At 43.1% G+C, this 20,687-nt stretch carries 13 protein-coding genes; 11 read left to right on the forward strand and 2 right to left on the reverse strand.

Translation table 11 applies throughout. The annotated features are described in order from the left end of the window. The coding region (locus tag ASU31_RS25035) for an IPT/TIG domain-containing protein (protein ID WP_157258295.1) at nt 1-1,492 on the forward strand (1,492 nt) is incomplete at its 5' end. A 346-nt stretch (nt 1,493-1,838) separates the two neighbouring features. Here the strand turns inward: ASU31_RS25035 and ASU31_RS25045 are convergent. Together ASU31_RS25045 and ASU31_RS25050 are read right to left on the reverse strand one after the other, a co-directional pair. Further along, complete coding sequence (locus ASU31_RS25045; RefSeq protein ID WP_057934980.1) at nt 1,839-2,516, reverse strand: LytR/AlgR family response regulator transcription factor; 678 nt, start codon at nt 2,514-2,516, stop codon at nt 1,839-1,841. After that, nucleotides 2,513-3,541, reverse strand: coding sequence for a sensor histidine kinase (locus ASU31_RS25050; RefSeq protein WP_057934981.1), 1,029 nt, complete (start codon nt 3,539-3,541; stop codon nt 2,513-2,515). Before ASU31_RS25050 ends, ASU31_RS25045 begins: the two co-directional genes overlap by 4 nt. A 239-nt stretch (nt 3,542-3,780) precedes the next feature. On the opposite strand from ASU31_RS25050, the gene ASU31_RS25055 reads away from it, so the two are divergent. The 10 genes from ASU31_RS25055 to ASU31_RS25100 form a co-directional block, all read left to right on the forward strand. After that, the gene (locus tag ASU31_RS25055) at nt 3,781-5,133 is read left to right on the forward strand and encodes a hypothetical protein (RefSeq protein WP_057934982.1); all 1,353 of its coding nucleotides are present in this window, start codon (nt 3,781-3,783) and stop codon (nt 5,131-5,133) included. 15 nt (nt 5,134-5,148) lie between these two features. Next, entirely contained in the window at nt 5,149-6,456 is a 1,308-nt protein-coding gene (locus ASU31_RS25060; protein WP_057934983.1) for a cation:dicarboxylate symporter family transporter, read from the forward strand. A gap of 10 nt (nt 6,457-6,466) precedes the next feature. After that, nucleotides 6,467-8,059 carry a phosphoenolpyruvate carboxykinase (ATP) gene (pckA, locus tag ASU31_RS25065; protein WP_057934984.1) on the forward strand — a complete coding sequence of 531 codons (1,593 nt, stop codon included), beginning with the start codon at nt 6,467-6,469 and terminating at the stop codon, nt 8,057-8,059. 34 nt (nt 8,060-8,093) lie between these two features. After that, the gene (locus ASU31_RS25070) at nt 8,094-9,281 is read left to right on the forward strand and encodes a cation:dicarboxylate symporter family transporter (protein WP_167346245.1); all 1,188 of its coding nucleotides are present in this window, start codon (nt 8,094-8,096) and stop codon (nt 9,279-9,281) included. A gap of 31 nt (nt 9,282-9,312) precedes the next feature. Beyond that, on the forward strand, nt 9,313-10,875 hold the full coding sequence (locus tag ASU31_RS25075; protein ID WP_083505537.1) for a malate:quinone oxidoreductase: 1,563 nt from the start codon (nt 9,313-9,315) through the stop codon (nt 10,873-10,875). Nucleotides 10,876-11,472: 597 nt separating this feature from the next. Then, the gene (locus tag ASU31_RS25080; RefSeq protein WP_057934986.1) at nt 11,473-12,057 is read left to right on the forward strand and encodes a sigma-70 family RNA polymerase sigma factor; all 585 of its coding nucleotides are present in this window, start codon (nt 11,473-11,475) and stop codon (nt 12,055-12,057) included. Nucleotides 12,058-12,158: 101 nt separating this feature from the next. Next, the gene (locus ASU31_RS25085) at nt 12,159-13,160 is read left to right on the forward strand and encodes a FecR family protein (protein ID WP_057934987.1); all 1,002 of its coding nucleotides are present in this window, start codon (nt 12,159-12,161) and stop codon (nt 13,158-13,160) included. A 185-nt stretch (nt 13,161-13,345) separates the two neighbouring features. After that, on the forward strand, nt 13,346-16,945 hold the full coding sequence (locus tag ASU31_RS25090) for a SusC/RagA family TonB-linked outer membrane protein (protein ID WP_083505538.1): 3,600 nt from the start codon (nt 13,346-13,348) through the stop codon (nt 16,943-16,945). A gap of 3 nt (nt 16,946-16,948) precedes the next feature. Then, the gene (locus tag ASU31_RS25095) at nt 16,949-18,427 is read left to right on the forward strand and encodes a RagB/SusD family nutrient uptake outer membrane protein (RefSeq protein WP_057934989.1); all 1,479 of its coding nucleotides are present in this window, start codon (nt 16,949-16,951) and stop codon (nt 18,425-18,427) included. Beyond that, nucleotides 18,427-20,687: redoxin domain-containing protein (locus ASU31_RS25100; RefSeq protein WP_157258297.1), on the forward strand; the 2,261-nt coding region annotated here is incomplete at its 3' end. The genes ASU31_RS25095 and ASU31_RS25100, both read left to right, overlap by 1 nt.

The raw sequence follows: 20,687 nt of genomic DNA on the forward strand, positions 1-20,687 counted from the left end.
GAAGTTTAGTGCCGTCCCGGCAAATAATGCTGTTAATGTTAACGGCGTACCTGCCGTCATTACATCCTCAACTGTTAGTCACATAAAGGCAACAATACCAGAAGGTAAAAATGGACGTATTATTGTGGTGTCAAACGGAATAAGCTCGCAAGGCCCGGTTTTTAAATTTATCCCTCAGATAGTCAGCTTCAATAAAACCAGTGGTTATGTAGATGATAACATAATCATTACCGGTAAATATTTCGATGGGGCACCAAGTCCTGTGGTTACATTCAATGGCGTAACAGCACCGGTTATATCGGTTACGGCTACCAGTATGGAGGTAAAACTACCAGCATCAACCAGTGGTAATGTGCTGGTGAATGTTGATGGCATAAACAGCAACCCGCTTGCTTTTACCTATAAGTTTTCTCCGGTTATTACCGGTTTAAGCAAAACATCGGCCTTTGCCAACGATACCTTAACCATAAATGGAACCAATTTTAGCGGTACAAATGCACCAACAGTAGCGTTTAACGGCATACCTGCAACTGTGTTAAATTATACCAATGCCAACGTTAAAGTGAGGATACCTTCTTCTACCAATGGTAATGTAACGGTTAATGTAGACGGGGTGGTTAGCAACGGCATAATGTTTACCTATGCACAAAATATTATTGCCCGGAGCTTAACACAGGAAAATCCTGTAGTTAAAAATGTATCAGGTATTGATGGTACTCCAGTCGTGATAAAAGGTGCAAATTTCGGCACAGATGTCGGCCGCGTAAAAGTAGTGGTGGGTACTTTTAACGCAGCTATTACCGCGGTAGATAATGGAAGTATATCTTTTAATGCACCATCATTCAGCGGTACCGAAAACTTATTGCGCATACGTATCTATTTAGACAACGTTGAGGCCACATATCCTAACGGGAACTTAACCTTTACTTATGTAGAACCTACAATTTTAACGTCCACATTTACAGCTGCGCCTATAGCCAACGGGCAGTATAATTTCACCTTTACCGTTGATGGACAATTTTACAATGCCACAGCGCCAAATGCCAACCTACAGTTCACAATTGATGGCACCGCGTATAATGCTACTGTTTCGGGTAACAGGGCAACGATTACCACAAGCGGACCATTCACATTCTTTAAAAATACATACGTTATCCTGGTGAGAAATAAATGGGGTAGTTTTGCGTCGGCTTTCCATAGGGAAGTAGTGATTAACGATTTTACAGTGAGTAGGGGAATTAGGGCTGTAACGATAACGGGCTCGGGCTTTGGAAGAAATACCGAAGATAGGCGCTCGGTAAGGATGTACCGCATCATTAATGGAACTAAAACTTATTTTGCAGACCCGACACTTACTTCCTGGCAAGACAATCAGATTATTGCAACATTTCCCGAAAGTGTAGATGGCAATGCTGTATATGGTGCGGAAGTTAGGGTAGAAACGCAAACAGAAGTTAAAGAAAAAGCAGTTAATACAAATCCAGTAAATTGATTCTTAGATCTGTACTTAGCTAAAGAAGGGGTAGTTTAGTTGATCGTTAAGGGCTTTCGTTAATTCGGAGGCTCTTTTCGTATATATGAAAACCCGAAGTATCACAATATTGATTCTGATACTGGTTAAGAAATTTCAACAGCCCTTAGATCTTAAATCAGATAGCGCTTCTTGTTTTTTTACAGTTTATAGCGGGCTGAAATATATTATATTCTCATATGATGTTGGTGTAAAATTAAAAACAATGGAAATCATGAAAATCCAAATGTCGCAATCACACACTTGGGCTGGGTAAACGAGCTTAAAGGGACTTCCGTGGATTTCAGCGAAATCTCCAATCTGATATTTATTTAAAACAATTTTTATACTTTCTGCCAATTGGCAATTGTTTTTCGTCAGCCAAGAACACAAATTGTGAATTATGCGATTTTACCTTTTTCTCGTGAACAATATAGGATTTGTGGATTCTTACGAAGCCTAATCTTTCATTTTTCTCCATAAAATCAGATAGTCGCTGTAAAACCATATATTGTTTAAAGCGAGTGATGATTTTTAGGTATTCTCCAAAACCTTCAATCCATAAGATATCTTTTGTTGGGAGTTTGTTTACCATGTAATCCGATTTAAAAACCAGAAAATCGCTCTCCTGATCAAGCCCGGTAAATTTTAAATAATCGGTTGCTTTTTGAATGGCTTTCAAAAAACGTTCGGGAAATACTGGCTTAACCAAATAATCAATTACATCCATGTCATAAGCTTTTGCCGCGTGGATTGGATCAGCAGTGATGAAAATGCATAGCTTGCCATTCGGCACCAGTCCAACCATTTCTGTACCAGAAATTCCGGGCATTTCGATATCAAGAATAAGCAGATCCACTTCATCCATTCGCTCGTAAATAACAGCCTCTGTTGGATCTAGAAAACAGGCCAGCAGCTCAATTTCGTCAATCGAAGCACAATACTTGCTGATCAGATCCAGTGCCGGCGCTTCATCGTCAACATAAATTGCTTTTACGGGTTTCATATGCTGATGATCAGTTTAGTGAAATAAGTAGTTTCGTTTTGTTCAGTTTTCATCTCGTATTTTTCTCCATATTCCTGATGCAGAATCATGGTTAAAACTTTAAGTCCCGCTCCACGGTAGTTGATGGCATCATCCTCGATCTTCTTTTCAGATATGGAATTTAAAATATTAAACTCCACTTCCGATGTCCTGAACAATAGTGTTGCAGTAATTTGTGCGTGTTCATCTCTGCCCATGGCCGAATACTTTACGGCATTTTCAAAAAGTGTAAGGAAAACCGTAGGTGGAATTTCAACAACACTGATAAGCTCACTGGAATCAAAATTCATGATCAGATTCAGTTCTCTGTTACTTTTCAATTGATAAAGTTTACTGAGCGCAGCAATCATCTGGAGTTCGCGCTCAACAGGGATCTTTTTTTTCTCCATTTCATAGGTGGTGTATTGCATCAGGAGGCTGAGCTGCTTAATTAAATCAGCAGAACTTCCATCTGTAGCATAGCTATGGGAGTAAATATTATTGAGTGTGTTAAACAGGAAGTGTGGATTTATTTTAGATTTTAGAAGTTCCATGTCTGCTTCTTTTTTTCTGATGCTAAGCGCCGATAACTCCCGCTCGGCAATGAGCTTGTATTTCGAAATGCTTTGCATAGAAGGCACGAGAATAATTATGGCCTGCATAAAATAGACCATAAAAAGGTATTTTCCATCTCCCGATCTAAAAGCGCTAAAAAGTTCTGGTTCAACCAATATTCTGATCAGGCTGGAAATTACAAATAGCGATGCGGTGTAACGCACATATTCGCCATATCTGGCCTGCTGATAAAATTCCGGAACGAGTTTCTTAAAGCAGAGCAGGTAAACCGGAATATTGATTGATAGCATAAACAGCATCGCCAGGGCAGCCTCCCCCATACTAAAGAAACTAAAATAAATGTAGCTGCTAACACCAGAAAAAGCAATCCAGAATAATATGTGCTGCATGGTGATTACGCCTGGCCACCTCCCGTTCAATAGGAAATCCATCACCCTTTTTTCAAAAGAAACCCGGAGAATCAGGATAAGGAAGACTAAATTGATTAAAAGAATCATTGCAACTGTCTGGTTTCTGTAGTTCGCTTATAATTTCTGTCGTTTACTGATATAAATATTTTCCAGCATCACTTATGTTCATCTTTAATATTCAGTTACATCTGTTTTTGTATCTGAATTAACCAAATATAAACATAGGATTCACTATTTCAATAAATAGGCAACAATCAATCATGGCTAACAAATCTGTTTTTTATAAAAAGAAAGTCGCTCCAAATCTTAGGGTTCGGTTGTACCTCATCTGGGTAATCTGCAGCTTTTTTTTTAATTACGCATCCGCTCAGGATAAAAAGCAGAACAAACCACTCGTTGCCTACCTCAATGAAGATAAGTCGCATTTTATAAAATTTTCGGGCTACGGACAGTTTTGGGCCAGGTATACACAGTTAAACCCAGGGAGCAAGGTGAATGAAAGCCTAACCAAAAGTACTGCAGATCTTTCGTTACGAAGGTTAAGGATGAAAATGATCATTTATCCTATTGATAACCTCACCTTGGTTTTTCAGGGCGGCACAACCAACTTAACCTATTTAAATGACAATGAAAGTGCCTTTGATCTGCTTGATGCGTTTGGGGAATATAAATTTAGCGGGAAGTTAAGTTTGGGGGCCGGCCGTTCTAATTGGAAGGGGCTTACCCGGTTTGCCTCCGGACCTACGGCTACTTTATTGTACGATGTCCCTTTTTTGGATTTAGGAAATGTAAACCGCACTGATTTGACGCTACGCAACCTGAATATATTTGCAAAAGGCCAGTTCGGCAGGCTGGATTACCGTGTTATTCTGGCGAAACCTTATGTGCCATTAACCGCTAAGCCGGTTCAGAACGTTTCGGGCTTCAATAACCTTTCGGCGAAACCAAATCTATCTGCATACTTAAAATGGCAGTTTTTTGAGCAGGAAAGCAATGCGGGACCCACTTCTGCAGGGAGTTATCTCGGCAAGAAAAAAGTACTTGCGGTTGGCATCGGGGCCGAATTACAAAAGGACTTGTTATGGCACCTGGCTGGTACCGATACTGTGCTGAATGATATGAAACTCTATAGTGCAGATGCATTTTTCGATACACCAATAAACCTTCAAAAAGGAACTTCATTTAATGTTTATGCAGCGGTTTTTCACCATGATTATGGGCCTGGTTATATCCGGAACCTCGGAATTAACAACATTTCAAACGGCCTGGATGCCGCAACTGCCTCGTTTAACGGTGCCGGCAATAGTTATCCTGTGGTAGGGACCGGAAACAGTTTGATTTTCCAGACGGGTTTTACACTTCCTTATTTCAATCAGCAGAAAAAGAAAGCCAGGTTAATGCCTGCCATCGCGATTCAGTATTCTAAGTTCGAACGCTTGTCTAACCCTATGTTTACCTACGATCTTGGCCTTAGTCTGTTACTGAGAGACCATGCTTCCAAATTTGTTTTCAATGCACAGAGCAGACCCATTTACAGGCTTCAGGGAACTGAACTCAAAGTTTCTGAAAGGAAAATGATGTTTGTTCTTATGTACCATATCAATATAGATTAATAAAAACAGCGCAACATGTTAACTAAAAAAAATCTTCAACCAGCAGATCAGCAAATCAAAGGCTCCAGGAGCATTTGGGTGCGAATTTTATCTAACCTTACCTTTTGGGTACTGGTGGCCATTATTGCCGGTATAGTACTGGGCAGTTATGCACCGGTAACGGCCGTTAAAATGGAAATTATCGGTAAAACTTTTATCGATATCATTAAGCTCTTTATCGCGCCGATCATCTTCCTAACGATTGTTCTGGGCATCAGCGGTATGGGCGATTTAAAAAAGGTGGGCCGAATCGGACTTAAATCGCTGATTTATTTCGAAGTAGTATCTACCGTTTCTTTGGCTATCGGTATTCTGATGGCGGTTTTAATTAAACCGGGTAATATTGATAAATCTGGCTTACAGATTCAGAATGCTTCAAAATACACATCTGCACCTGCTAAAAGTTTCGATTGGATAAGTTTCTTTATGAGCAACCTCACCATTCAGGTATTACTGGTAGCCATCATCTGTGGCATCATTTTGAATTATTCAAGGCACCGTGAAAAAGCGGTGAGTGGTTTGAGTTATGCATCCAAAATTGTTTTTCAAGGATTAAAATATGTGATGTATCTCGCTCCCCTCGGTGCTTTTGGCGGCATGGCGTACACCATCGGTAAGTTTGGCCTGCACACGCTGGTTCCTTTAGCCAAATTGATGGGAACAGTGTATTTAACAATGGGCCTGTTCATCTTTCTGATTCTTGGTGGAATTATGAAATACTACAAAATGAGCATCTGGAAATTCATCAGATACATTAAGGAAGAGCTTTTACTTGTGCTTGGAACCTCCTCGTCAGAATCTGCATTGCCTTCCATTATGCAGAAACTGGAAAAAATGGGCTGCAGTAAATCTGTAGTTGGGTTGGTTATTCCAACCGGTTATTCTTTCAATTTGGATGGGACATCGATTTATCTCTCTATGTCGGTTATTTTTCTTGCGCAGTTGTACGGCGTTCAGCTTTCTGTATGGGAAATGCTCAGCATCATCGGTATCCTGATGGTTACATCAAAGGGCGCAGCAGGCGTTACAGGAAGTGGTTTTATCGTGCTTGCTTCAACATTGGCAGCCATCCATAAAATTCCTATCGAAGGATTGGCTTTTCTGCTTGGGGTAGATAAGTTTATGAGCGAGGCGCGTGCCATTACCAATATCATCGGAAACGGCGTGGCTACTATTGTGATTTCGAAAAGCGAAAATGAGTTCCATCCCAATGTTGAAGTGGCGCAAGATCCCAAATTGATAGAAATAGAAAAGAAAATGGTTAAGCAAGAATTTGTATACTAAATCTAATAAAATGAATACAGCAGAAACATTCAACGAATTAAGCTTCAGCGTTTACGGTAAGCAGGTGCATTATCAGTTAAGTCCAGAAAAACTGGTTAGTCAAACATTAGAACGCCAACAGGGTAGTTTAAGCAGCAGTGGCGCGCTGTGTGTGGATACAGGTGCTTTTACGGGCCGCTCTCCGAAGGATAAATTTACGGTAATTGACGATACCACTCGGGATACTGTAGATTGGGGCGATGTTAACAGACCTATTTCTGAAGCACATTTTCATGGCCTGTACAGCAAAATACGGGCATATTTGGCCGAGAGGGAAGTATGGGTTAGGGATGCTTATGCGTGTGCCGACACGAGACATCATTTAAGCATCAGAATTGTGAACGAAACACCATGGGCGAATTTATTTTGTTATAACCTGTTTTTAAGGCCTGATGAAAAAAATGTCATTACCGGTGAAACAGAATGGCTCATTTTGCAGGTGCCTGGTTTCGAGGCCGATCCTGAGGTGGATGGTACAAGGGCGAAGAACTTCACGGTAGTAAATTTTACAAGCAAAATCATTCTCATTGGAGGAACAGCCTATACAGGAGAAATGAAAAAAGGAATCTTCAGCGTGTTAAACTATATTTTACCTGAAGAAAAAGGTGTGTTAAGTATGCATTGTTCTGCGAATGAAGGCGTTAATGGCGATGTTTCGTTGTTTTTTGGTTTGTCGGGTACGGGAAAGACAACTTTAAGTGCAGATGCCAGCCGTTTGCTGATCGGTGATGACGAACATGGTTGGTCTGATGAGGGAATTTTCAATTTTGAGGGAGGATGTTATGCGAAGGCCATTGATCTGAATCCTGAAAAAGAACCTGAAATTTTCGGCGCTATTAAACCTGGTGCACTTTTGGAAAACCTTGTGGTTAATCCTGCTACCGGAGCGGTCGATTTTTCGGATACAACCAAAACAGAAAATACAAGATTGGCCTACCCGATTGATTTTATTGACAATGCCAAAAAGGTATCTACAGGTAGCACACCAAAAAACATTTTCTTTTTAACCTGCGATGCTTTTGGGATTTTACCTCCCATCAGCAAGCTGAATAAAGGGCAGGCCATGTACCACTTTATATCGGGTTATACGGCCAAGGTTGCAGGAACAGAAATGGGTATTTCTGCTCCTCAATCTACTTTCTCTGCATGTTTCGGACGTGTTTTTCTTCCATTGCACCCGCTTAGATATGCCGAACTGCTGGGCGCGAAACTTGATGAGCATCCGGAGATAAATGTTTGGTTGGTAAATACAGGATGGATTGGTGGTGCTTATGGAAAGGGAAATAGAATCAGCCTGAAGTATACCAGGGCACTTATTGCTGCAGCTATGGGCGGGCATCTTGAAAATGCTACGTTCGCTCATCATCCCGTTTTCAGGTTTGCTGTGCCGCAATACTGCCCGGGGGTACCTGCTGAAATTCTAAATCCCAGGTCACTTTGGGACGATGCAGACGAATATGATCAAAAAGCTGCTGAGTTAGCGCTCTTGTTTGAAGATCATTTTTCTGATTACGCAGCATTGGCAAGTACCGTAATAAGGGATGCAGCACCATCATTTGTGTAGAAATATTGTTATATTGAAGATCATCCGCAAAAATTTGACGCTGATAAAGAAAATAAACCCGGTTATTGATAAGCTGAACATGTATTTGAGCTTACAGATTTTTGCTGCCATTTTATTGGGCGCAATGGTTGGGGTGTACTTTCCTGGTTTTGCAGTGAGGTTGCAGTGGGTGGCCAGATCATTCGTTTCCGTTATTGAGCCCTTTGTACCGCCGGTAATTTTTCTCAGCATAGTAAGCGTGTTCGGAAGTTTAGAAAATCTTAAACTGGCCGGAAGAATTACCGCTAAAGCCATTATTTACTTTGCTGTGGTAAGTACACTGGCCATTGTTTTTGGTATTTGCAGTGCATTGATCATTCGTCCTGGGAGAATAGACAGGAGTTTAGTTGAATCCATGCCCTCTGCCAGATTAATTTCTGCCGATTATGAGGGTTGGCTTAAGGTGGTGATGCAGAATAGCATGTTGTTGTTATTTGTGCTGGCAGTTGCCATTGGTATTTTTATCAACCGTTTGGCAAAGCGCGATCAGGTAGTAAAGGTATTCGAACAAATGAAATCGGTTTTGCTCAGGTTATTGAGATTTATTTTTTTACTGGCTCCAATTGTTACCTTCTGTGGTATTGCCTATACAGTTGGCCGCTTTGGTTTGGATAGGCTGGTACCAATAGGAAAAATGCTTGCCGGAACTTATATCACAATGTTCCTGTTTGTTGCTATTGTACTTGGCTCTTTTTTAGCAGGTTTAAAAGTGAACCTTTTTACGTTTTTAGGCTCGATTAAAAATGAGCTGCTTTATGCACTGGGAACTTCTTCCTCAAGTTCTGTGATCCCCTTGCTGCTGGAAAAACTGGAAAAGCTTGGCCTGAAGAGGCCTGTGGTGATGTTGGTTACTGCGACGGGAAATTCGCTAAATTTAAATGGAACCAGCATTTACCTGGGGATGGCAGTAATGTTTCTGGCCCAGCTTTACAATGTAAATTTTTCATTTGCCGAAATTTGTGGAATGGTGGTGGTTATCTTGCTTACTTCTAAAGGTGCCTCGGGCATTCCCGGAACAGGGTTTTTAGCTTTGGTAACCACTGTGGGCAGCATTCATAAAATCCCGGTTGAAGGATTAGCCATATTGCTGAGTATCGATCGCTTTATGAGCGAAGCACGGGCAATAACCAATACAATAGGGCACGCCGTTGCCGCATTAGTCATTTCAAGGAGCGAGTCATAGCGCTCCGTAAATAAATTTAGAAATTAAAATTATGAAAAAATCAATTTCATACCTACTGATCATTTTAGTAGGCTTTGGTATAGGATGCAAGAATAAAGAGGTGGATGAGCAGACGGATGTTGTGCTGGTGGGGGCTGGAATAATGAGCGCCACATTGGGCTCAATGATGAAGACACTCAACCCACAACTTAAAATTAATATTTATGAGCGGCTGGATCTTGTTGCTGCTGAAAGTTCTGACGCATGGAATAATGCCGGAACAGGGCACTCTGCCTTCTGTGAACTGAATTACACACCACAGCGTCCGGATGGCACAATAGAATTTAACAAAGCCGTATCCATTAATGAGCAGTTCGAAATTTCCAAGCAATTTTGGGCTTATATGGTAAATAAGGGAAAACTTCCTGAACCTAAATCGTTCATCAACAATGTGCCGCACATGAGTTTCGTATGGGGGAATAAAAATGTAGAATACCTTAAAAAACGTTATAATGTTTTAAGTAAGCAATTGCTGTTTAAAGGCATGCAGTATTCTGAAAATTTTGATACACTTTCTAAATGGATGCCTTTGGTGATGACAGGAAGAAACAGGAAACAGAAGGTTGCCGCAACTTATATGGCCATTGGGACAGATGTTAACTTCGGAAGTTTAACAAGAGGATTAGTGGCCTCTTTAAAAAAAGAAAAGGGTGTAAAGGTAGCACTGAACCATGAAGTGAGAAATCTGAAACGCCTGGAAGATGGTACATGGCTGGTTACCGTACGGGATAACAAAACAGAAAAGGAGCGAAACATAAAAGCTAAATTTGTATTCATCGGCGCCGGAGGCGGAGCGTTGCGGTTATTGCAGAAATCGAAAATCCCTGAAGGAAGGGGTTTCGGTGGTTTTCCGGTAAGTGGCGAATGGATGGTATGCAATAATCAGGATATTATAGCCACGCACATCACCAAAGTTTATGGTAAGGCCGGAGTTGGTGCACCACCAATGTCTGTTCCGCATCTGGATACAAGAATTATCAATGGTAGAAAAGCTTTGCTCTTTGGTCCTTATGCCGGTTTTTCTTCTAAATTTTTAAAACAAGGTTCTTATCTCGATTTAACCCGCTCAATCACATTAAAAAACATTTGGCCAATGATGTCTGCCGGAGCGGATAATATTCCGTTGACTAAATATTTAATTAGTCAGGTTAGCCAATCAAATGTAGCACGTTTAAATGCCCTGAAAGAATATTTTCCTGAGGCGAAGGCCTCAGATTGGAAACTTGAAACTGCCGGACAACGCGTGCAGATTATCAAAAAAGATAAAAAAGGAGGAGGAGTGCTTCAGTTTGGCACAGAGGTGGTAAGTGCAAAAGATGGAAGTTTAGCCGCTCTGTTGGGTGCTTCACCAGGTGCATCAACATCGGTTGATATCATGATCACAGTATTAAAAAAATGTTTCCCAAAAGAAATGGCTACTCCAGAATGGCAATCGAAAATGAAGGAGATGATCCCATCATATCAGAAGAAACTTTCAAACGATAAGGCTTTGGCAAATGCCATCAGAAAGGCAAATAGCACTTCGCTTGGTCTCAAATATTTCACAGTAGACTAAACACAGGTGTAAATAGAGAAATGTTAGTCGGCATTAAAGGTCGGCAGAAACCTGTTCATTACTGAAGCATTGCTGATGTTGTCCAGTACCTGGTAAGGGTTGTTCCTGGAAAAACGGAACAATCACTGCGTTCCGTCCGGTGCCCAGCAAAATTACAACAGTTTAAAAGCTGAAAACTCAGACTGCCGTTTTTAACGGAGATCATTTATTGCTATTGACCGCAATGCAGCATATGGACACGCTTAGTTCTAAGTAAAACACGACTAACTTTGCCTGATTGTATTAGGAAAGAAATCTATCTCACGATCAGGTAGTTACAGATAAATCTTGATGAGTTACTAGAATTGTTAACGTCGCCAAATCTGAAAAACTTCTTTTGCTAATCTCGAATGCGGACATTTGAATTGAAGTACTCCTGCAAGTTTTCTGTTCCACCGGGGAGTTAATATCCTTTCGGAGCAAAAAATGGCCAACTTTAGAAATCGGGTTAGCATTAGAGCCAATTGTGTGTTTCGGTTGGGTCGGGGATTTTGATGAGCGTGGATAATTTTATGCGTATTAAATACTATATTGGGAACGTATTTTGATTCACCGTCAATGAAGCAGACAAATTATTCTGATCAGGAGCTCCTTGATCTCCTGAAAAAGGACATACGGGATGCTTTTGATATGCTCTATTACCGTTATTGGGAAATGTCTTTTCAACTGGCATACAAGATACTTCAGGATGTCCCTGCATCCGAGGATGCGGTTCAGGAAGTCTTTGCAGAAATTTGGTTAAGGCGGAACAAAACTGTTATTGATAACCTTAAATCCTATATTTTTCAGTCTGTACGTTTTCAGGTATTCAAGGTTATCAGGCACAACAAGATCATAGCTGCACATGTGGAAAGGGATTTTATCCTGAACTTTTCTACAAATGAGGGTGAACATAACCTAGCCTTGGGAGACATCAAGCGGATTCTTGATGAAACCGTGGCGGGCTTACCGCCGAAGTGCCGCGAGATATTCAATATGAGCAGGAATAGTCATATGAGCACTAAAGAGATAGCGGTTTATATGGGTATTTCACCAAAAACGGTTGATAATCAGCTGAATATTGCGCTAAAAAAAATAAAGGCCTCTATGGCGTCCTCATTTGTGCTGATTGAGGCCATCATTGCGCTGTACTCCAGACACTGAACATTTCGTCTTTTAAAATAATAATAAATTTTCTTTGGGTGATGTGCCCTTCTCAGGGTACATGATTTATATGGCCCGGTACATTACAGTCAGGCCAGATCATGTCAGACCGGATGAAAAAGAATTTTTTTAAAAGATTGGCCCGCAGGTATGTCAAGGGGAACATAAGCGATAAACAGAAATCTCTTCTCGAGGCATACTTTGACTATGGACAGTCCAGGGATTATAATGCGCCGGCGGAAGAGGATAGAGAGGGCAGGATTTTGGATCGTGTAAACCTGCTCATTTCGTCCAGGGAAAATCCTCCACGTAGTTTCATTCCATATTATTGGGCTGCCGCAGCATTGCTTGTGATTTGTATGGCTGCCTTATTGACTTTCAAGCTGGGCAAGAGCAGCCCTCAACCTGTAAGTCTATTGGCGGTGATCACCAAAAAAGGAGAAAAGAAGAAGGTGGTACTGCCTGACGGTTCAGTTGTTATCGTCAATTCGGAAAGTGAACTGCATTATTCTGGCAATTTTGATGGGCCGGAACGAAAGGTCGACCTGGTTGGCGAAGCTTATTTTGATGTTGTGCATGATGTACGGAAACCATTTATCGTGCACAGCAAAAAAATGGATATCAGGGTGCTGGGTACCCTTTTCAATGTCAGATCCTACCTGGGTGAGACAACAGAGGCCTCACTGATCAGGGGGGCAATACAGATCTTTCTTCCCGCATCTAACAAAGCACTCGTTACCCTTAAGCCGAATGAAAAATTTGTCCTGGGATCAGGCGTGATGCTGACACCCTCAAAGCAGCTGGTTTCCAGGGGCAGGGATTTTATAGTTACTGCACCAAGACCGGAGCTGGCCAGTACACCACCCAGGGACATCGAATGGATTCATAACCGCTTGAGCTTTGATGACCAGGGTTTTAGGGAAGTTGCTGTGCTTTTAGAACGCTGGTATAATGTGACCATTACCATTGACAATCCTAATCTTTTAAAATACAGGTTTACCGGGACCTTCAATGATACCGGATTGATCGATATTTTGGATGCCCTGAAGACATCACAGGATTTTAACTATAGGAAGGAGGGCGAACGGATAAATATTTACTAGAAAAATAACAGGGAAATACCAAAGGTAGATCCCTGCCGATAACAAATTAACTAAGCAGACAAATTTGCGATGAGGCTGCTTTAATTAACCTAAATCTTCTTAAAAGTAATAAGAATATGGCAATTATCCGATTTTATTAAAAAACGGGTAATGCGGTATCGTACTTTTTTGACAATTAACCAAACATGAAGACCAAACTATCGATGTGGGCATATCAGCCCGATCCCTTATTCCGTAAGATCATAAAGATTATGAAACTAACCTGTTTTTTGTTACTGGCCGGCCTGCTGCATTTATCTGCTGCAGTCTTTCCACAGGGCAAAAAAATTTCGCTAAACCTAAAGAAAACCACCCTGGAAACGGTCATCAAAGATATCGAGACCAAGACCGGTTACTCTTTCCTATACAGTAACAATAATTTTCCATCTGCAAAGATGGTGAATATCAGGGCCGTGGACAGACCGGTTGCTGAGATTTTGGATATGGTTCTGAAAGGATCTGGATTTACCTATAAGTTTATCAACGACAACCTGATTACTTTTACCAAAGTTGAAATTCAGGCAGCAGTGCCTGTAAGGGGCAAGGTCACCGATGAACAGGGGCTTCCCCTGGCCGGTGCTTCCATAAAAGGTCCGGATGGAAAGATACTTGCTCAGACCGATATTGATGGTCTGTTTTTTATAAATGATCCGGGCAGCAATACTTCGCTCTTGGTGAGCTATATCGGCTACATAGAGCAGTCGGTTGCCATCGGCAATGCAAATACGCTGATCAAGGTCGTGCTCAGGCAGCAGAGCGAAGCGCTTAAAAGTGTATCGGTTGTCTCTACCGGGATCCAGACGCTATCCAAAGAAAGAAGTGCAGGCAGTTTTGCAAAACCCGATATGAAGGTTTTTGCCGCCCGTACGGGATCTATGAATGTTATACAGCGACTGGACGGCCTTATTCCCGGGCTGACGATCAATAATGCACCTGGCGATCCGGCATACTCGTCCAGCCAGGTCCTGGTGCGTGGGGTAACCACGATCAATGCTGCAAGAGGGCCATTATATGTTGTAGACGGTTTCCCCATCAGCGATATTTCCTCTATCAATCCCAATGACGTAGAAGATGTCACGGTGTTAAAAGACGCTACTGCTGCATCTGTTTGGGGAGCGCGGGCTTCTAATGGTGTCATTGTTATTACCACCCGCAGGGGCAGGGCAGGATCCGGTCTGGATATCGAATATGATGGCTTTGTAAATTTGAGGGGCATGCCCGACCTGAATTATGCCAGGACACTAAGTAGCTCCCAGTTTATACAGGCTGCCAGGGAAATTTTCAATCCAACATTGAACCCATTGACTGCAATCGTACCCAACGGTTCGCTTTCTCCGACCTTACCGCCGCATGAGCAGATCCTTTATAACCTTAACAGTGGTGCTATCACCACCGCAGCGGCAAACGCCCAGCTTGATGTGCTTGCCGGTACCAATAATCTTGACCAGATTAAAGACATCTGGTACCGAAATTCCATGCTGACCAACCATACCCTTTCCATGAGGGGAGGGGGAGAACGTTACAACGTGTATGCGTCTCTGGCCTATACCGGCAGCAAGAGCAATCTTGTGGGGGAAAAAAATAATTCCTACAAAATCAATGCCCGTCAGGATATGCAGTTCAATAAGGTACTGAGTGCCTATCTGATTACTGACCTGACCAACAACATACGCTCATCCCAGAATAATATCGCACCTGACAGCCGCTTTATCCCCTATGCACTGTTTGAGGATGGGGCAGGGAACAGTATTCCCATGTCCTGGCTAAACCTTGCAGATGGGGTGAGAAAAAATTATGAAACCCTGAGCCAGGTCAGCCTGGCATATAATCCTGTGGACGAACTGGGCCTGAGGGATAATAAAGTCGATGAACTGATCAACAGGATTGTGGCCGGGGTGACGATAAAACCTTATAAAGGCATTAAATTCGAAGGGGTTTATGGCTACTATAAGTCCAACCTGAAGAACACTACCTTTCTGGATCAGAACAATTACAGCGTAAGAAGGGAACTGACGGCATTTACTGTTGCCCCGGTTGCTGCAGGTGGCGTGCCGACCTATTATCTGCCGGTCACCGGTGGCAGGCAGACCAATTTGAACCAGAACCAGCGGAACTGGAACGTGAGGAACCAGCTGAGTTATGACAAAAGCTGGAACAACCAGAAACATCAGCTGACGGTACTGGCCGGGCAGGAAATACAGAACCAGCTTACTGTGGTGAACGCTTCGACTGTAAGGGGCTACAATCCTGATCTTTTGACATTTGGATCTATCGATTATAAAGCGCTCAATGCAGGTATTGCCAATACAGTATATCCAAACAGCGGTACACGCGGTGTCCTTGCCGATAATTCTTTCTCTGCAAGTGAGCTCGAAAACAGGGTAGTATCTTATTATGCCAATGTGGGCTATACTTTTAACAACAAATATACCATCAACGGCAACTGGAGACTCGATCAGTCCAGCCTTTTTGGAAAGGACAAATCCGCACAGGACAGACCGGTGGGCAGCGGTGGCCTAAGCTGGTATGCCAGTCGTGAGGATTTTTTGAAAAATGTAAACTGGCTGAACAGGCTGATCCTTAGGGGGACATATGGCATCACGGGACTTTCTCCCATCATCGGTACGGCGGCATCTTATGACATCGTTATTGCAGAAGCCAACAGTATCTTTCCTGATGGAAAAGGGGTAAGGATCGGTACGCCTGCAAACAGGCGTTTAAGCTGGGAATCGACCAAAACCCTGAATTTAGGGCTTGATTTTACTGTCTTTAACCGCATCAGCGCAAGTGTTGATCTATACCGGAAAAATACAGACAACCTCATTGGCTATCTGCCTGTAAACCCTTTTACGGGTTATACGAGCATTACCGGAAATATGGGGGAGATCACCAATAAAGGGGTTGAGTTGAGTCTGAGCAGCCAGAATATTTCAACTGAAAAATTTGGTTGGAGTACCCTGTTCAACATGGCTTACAATAAGAACAATATTAAATCGCTTTCTTATGCTGCACCGATCAGTACCGGCAATGCCCTTGTTTCGCAAAATTACCTTGCCGGATATTCGGCGTTTTCGGTTTTTGCCTACCGTTATGCAGGCCTGGATAATGTGGGCGATCCCCAGGTCTATCGTGCGGACGGTTCGGTTACCAAGGCAATCAATGCCACTACACCTGCGGACATCGTTTACAAGGGTACTTATCAGCCTGTATGGAGCGGTGGACTGACCAACGTATTCAGATATGGTGCTTTTGGCCTGAGTGCAAATGTGGTGTACAACCTTGGCCATGTAATGCGCCGTGATGTAACCACGCTTTTTTCAGGGGGAAGGTTGATTGCCAATGAAAACCAGGAATTCGCCGACAGGTGGAAGGTAGCCGGTGATGAAAGGAATACCAATATTCCGGCATTTATAGCTGCCTCTGGAACCAGCGCGAGTCAGCGTAACGTAGGCTATTATACCATGGCAGACATCAATGTCCTTGATGCAAGTTTCATCAAACTCAGGGATGTTACCCTTTCATACGAGCTTCCAAAATCCCTGCTCTCAAAGATCAATGTCAAGGGGATTACGCTTCGGGCTCAACTTTCCAACGTTATGCTCTGGAAAGCCAACAGCTATGGTATTGATCCGGAATTTCAGGACCCAACAGGCCTGGCCACCAATTCTGCCAGTACTTTGGGAGGAGCCAGGACGCTCCCTGTCAATCAGCATACAGTTTCTTTTGGCGCACATGTAAATTTTTAAAAGATGAAAGCATTAAACAACAATATATATATAGCGCTTGCCGCAATTATCTTTCTTATCGGCGGTTCTGCATGCCAGAGAGAATACCTAGACCTAAAGCCAAAAGGAAAGCTTATTGCTCAAAGTACCTCTGATTACAATCTACTGTTCAATAATACCGCACTGATCAATACCGGAACAGGGGTAACCGAATATCCCAATGGGCAGCTAATCCTAGGAGATGAAGTACTGAGTACAGAACCTTATTTCTCGGGTGCTGCTTTAAGGACCCAACGTTTTTTTAGGTATGATAAGGATCTCTACAATCCGGAGGATGACAATGCCGAAATGAAGGGCATTATGACCCAGCTTTATACCTATAATAAAATTGCAACCGAGGTGCCCGAATCAACAGGCGGTACCGATGAACAGAAAAAGGCACTTTATGCCGAGGCCATTGCTAACCGTGCCTGGTGTTACTTTATGCTGGTGAACTTTTATGGAAAGCCCTACAGCCCCGCTACAGCTTCAACCGATCTCGCCTTTCCGATTATCACGGTAGCGGACGTTGCGGAAACCAAATTCACCAGGGCAACCGTTCAGGCTGTCTATGATTTTATGATCAGGGACCTTACCGAAGCCATTCCCTTATTGCCAAAGAACACTTCGATACGTGCGCGTCTTGGAAAGGCCGGGGCAGAAGGCCTATTGGGCAAGGTGCTTGTTTTTATGGGGCGTTATTCAGATGCACTGCCATACCTGAACAGTAGCATTGATGATCTTCCCACAAATTATCCGGTAGCTTTTTATAATCTCAACATAACGATGGCAAATGCGGGTACGGCAGGCGCTTGGGGCTACAATCCAACAACCAATCCTGCAGGCTTTCAGAGTCTTTACCCTACGGCCTGGCTGAATACCGAAAATATTTTTTGCAAACAGGTGAACGCCGGCGCTTTCAATGCAGACCGTTCGGATATCTTGCTTACCCCTGAAGCTGCTGCACTTTTCAAATCCTCAGACATGCGCTTGAGGTTTTTCAGTTCCAAAGAAAATGGTGGCGCTGCGCTCCCTATTGCAGGAACGCTTCGGAGAAACAGCGGAACAGTGGTACAAATCGGGATCAGGCTTGCCGATATACAGTTGCTCAGGGCAGAATGCCTGGCCAGAACGGACAGAACTGCTGATGCCATTGCTATCTTGGAGGCCTTCAGGACTACACGCATGCCGGCGGCAGATGCAAAAGTTACCATAAGCGATAAAACCGCCCTGATCAGGTTTGTGATCGATGAAAGGACCAGGGAGTTTGCCGTTAACGGTTTCAGGTGGTTTGATATGAGACGGTTGTCAACAGATCCTTTGTTCTCCTCGACTGTTTATAAACACCGCTACTATGATGCTACGGGCAAAGTGACCGAATATATACTGACACCGGACCGCTTTACGCTCCGTTTTACACAGAAGGTAATTGATGCCAACCCTGGAATGCCAAATAATCCATAATGATGAAACTGAGAAACATTATAACTTGTTGCCTGATGATCACCTTTACCGGGGCATCTGCGCAGCAGGTTTCCATTCATGGAAAATTCCGTTCCTTGCAGAGGGAGGTCAAAGTAGAAGACATTTCCGAATTTCAGTATCTCAGGCCACAGGATAAGAATCCGAGCGTTAAGACCGATTCTTTGGGGAATTTCAGCATTGCATTCAATCTGCCCAGACCAGGTTATTACAGGATCGGTCGCAATGTATTATACCTCACCCCGGGGGATAAACTAAAGGTGGATATCAGTCATTTAAACCCGGCCCAGTCTGTCTTTAAGGGAAGGGGCAGCAGTAAGAATATCTACTTAAGGGATACACCTTTTCCCAAAGGCGGTTCCTACCTTGAATCAGGTAAAAGTATCAGCGCAGATCCAGGGACACAGTTAAAGTTAATCCTTGAAAAAGCAGTGCTAAGGAAACTGGAGCTCAATCGGCTAAAAGGGGTGAGCAGCCAGTTCAGGGTTCTTGAAGCTGCAAGAATAAAGGCTGACGTGATCAATAGCATAACTTCTGTACCTTATTATGCTCCCCGGAAATTAAAACTGAGTGCAGATTCTGCCAAAAGCTACATCAGGACTTTTGCTGCGCTGGCTCAGCCGACCCTGGAAGCCTACTCGCGTGATCTGAAGGACCCCAGATTTCTCCAGCTGGTTGTGTTCAGGGATATTGTTGGACAGGTAGCTAAAAAGCAAGGGGGAGAGTCACAGTCAAGGATGATAGACTGGATCAGGGCTGATTCACTTGTGCAGGTGATGAGGGAAACCGAGGACAAGACAAAAATTGCTGCTTTTTCTGACCGGCTTGACAGGATAAAATATCCGCCCTACAGGCTTGCTGCGATACAGGTGAAAAACAGTCTTTTGCATTACGGCAATGGAGATCCTGCAATTGATTTTTCTGCGATCGAACTTTCAGGCAGAACTGTGCGCTTATCGGATCTGAAAGGAAAGGTAATCTTTATTGATCTGTGGGCAACGTGGTGCGGGCCATGCCTTCAGGAAATGCCTGCTTTTGAAAAACTTAAGGCGCAGTATGTGGGTAACAGTGGGGTGGCATTTGTTTCACTTTCGATCGATGAGAGTACTGATGGATGGAAAAAGAATGTGGCCTCGAGGAAGGCGGACGGTTTGCAATGGCATATTGCCAGAAGCATGCTAAAGGATTACCAGGTAGTGAATATCCCAAGGACAATTATTATCGGAAGAGATTTTAAGGTTGCCAGTTTTCAGGCTCCTGTACCCTCCTCTAAAGAGAACCTTGAGTTGATTGATGAGCTGTTGGGCGGTGGTCCTAAAGGAAATAGCTTCAGCATTGACGGCAGGCTCAATAGGGTTGATCCCAAAGGGATATTGTTTTTATCCTATATCGGGAAAGATCATAGGCAGGTATTGGATTCGGTTAGGCTTGAGGATGGCAGCTTTCATTTTGATGGGACTGTGGATGAAACCACTCAGGCAAATTTACTCCTCAGTTTAGCTGGCCATTATACGGTGAAGAAAAACGCTGACCAGACCGATATCTTTATCGGTAACAAAGCGCTGGTAATAAAGGGTGCCGATTCCATAGCCACGGCTGAAATTTTGGGTGATGATGAGAATCTGGCCAACCAGCAGTTTAAACAGAAGTTCGGTACTCTTGTGAAGGCACAGCGGTCTTTGCTGTACCTGCTAACCCCAGACAAAAGAGCGGATACAGCCTTTATATCTGATATAAGACGGAAAAACCAGAATCTTGTTTTCAGGCAGCGTGCGCTTCAGCGTGATTTTGTACTGAAAAATACAGGTCTGATGGCAAGTCTTGCGGTCTTAAGGTCCTATGCCGGGCCAATAATAGATGTTGATGAGGTAGCCCCGCTCTACAATGCGCTTTCTGCAGGGGTAAAGCAGAGTATAGCCGGAAAGCAATTTGGCGATGCGATCAAAATACTAAATAACATTGCTGTCGGTCAACAGGCACCCGATTTTAAACTGCCGGACACTTTGGGCAGGTTGAGGGGGCTGGATAGTTTCAGGGGGAAATATGTACTTCTGGATTTCTGGGCAAGCTGGTGTGCGCCATGCAGAGCAGAAAACCCGAATATCATTTCCCAGTACAAAAAATACAAAGACCGTAATTTTGAGGTTCTTGGTATATCACTGGATGTGGCAAATAGTAAAAATGCTTGGCTAAAAGCGGTTAAGGATGATGGGCTGGAATGGACAAACCTATCAGATCTACA

Source organism: Pedobacter ginsenosidimutans (assembly GCF_001442625.1).
Taxonomy (GTDB): domain Bacteria; phylum Bacteroidota; class Bacteroidia; order Sphingobacteriales; family Sphingobacteriaceae; genus Pedobacter; species Pedobacter ginsenosidimutans.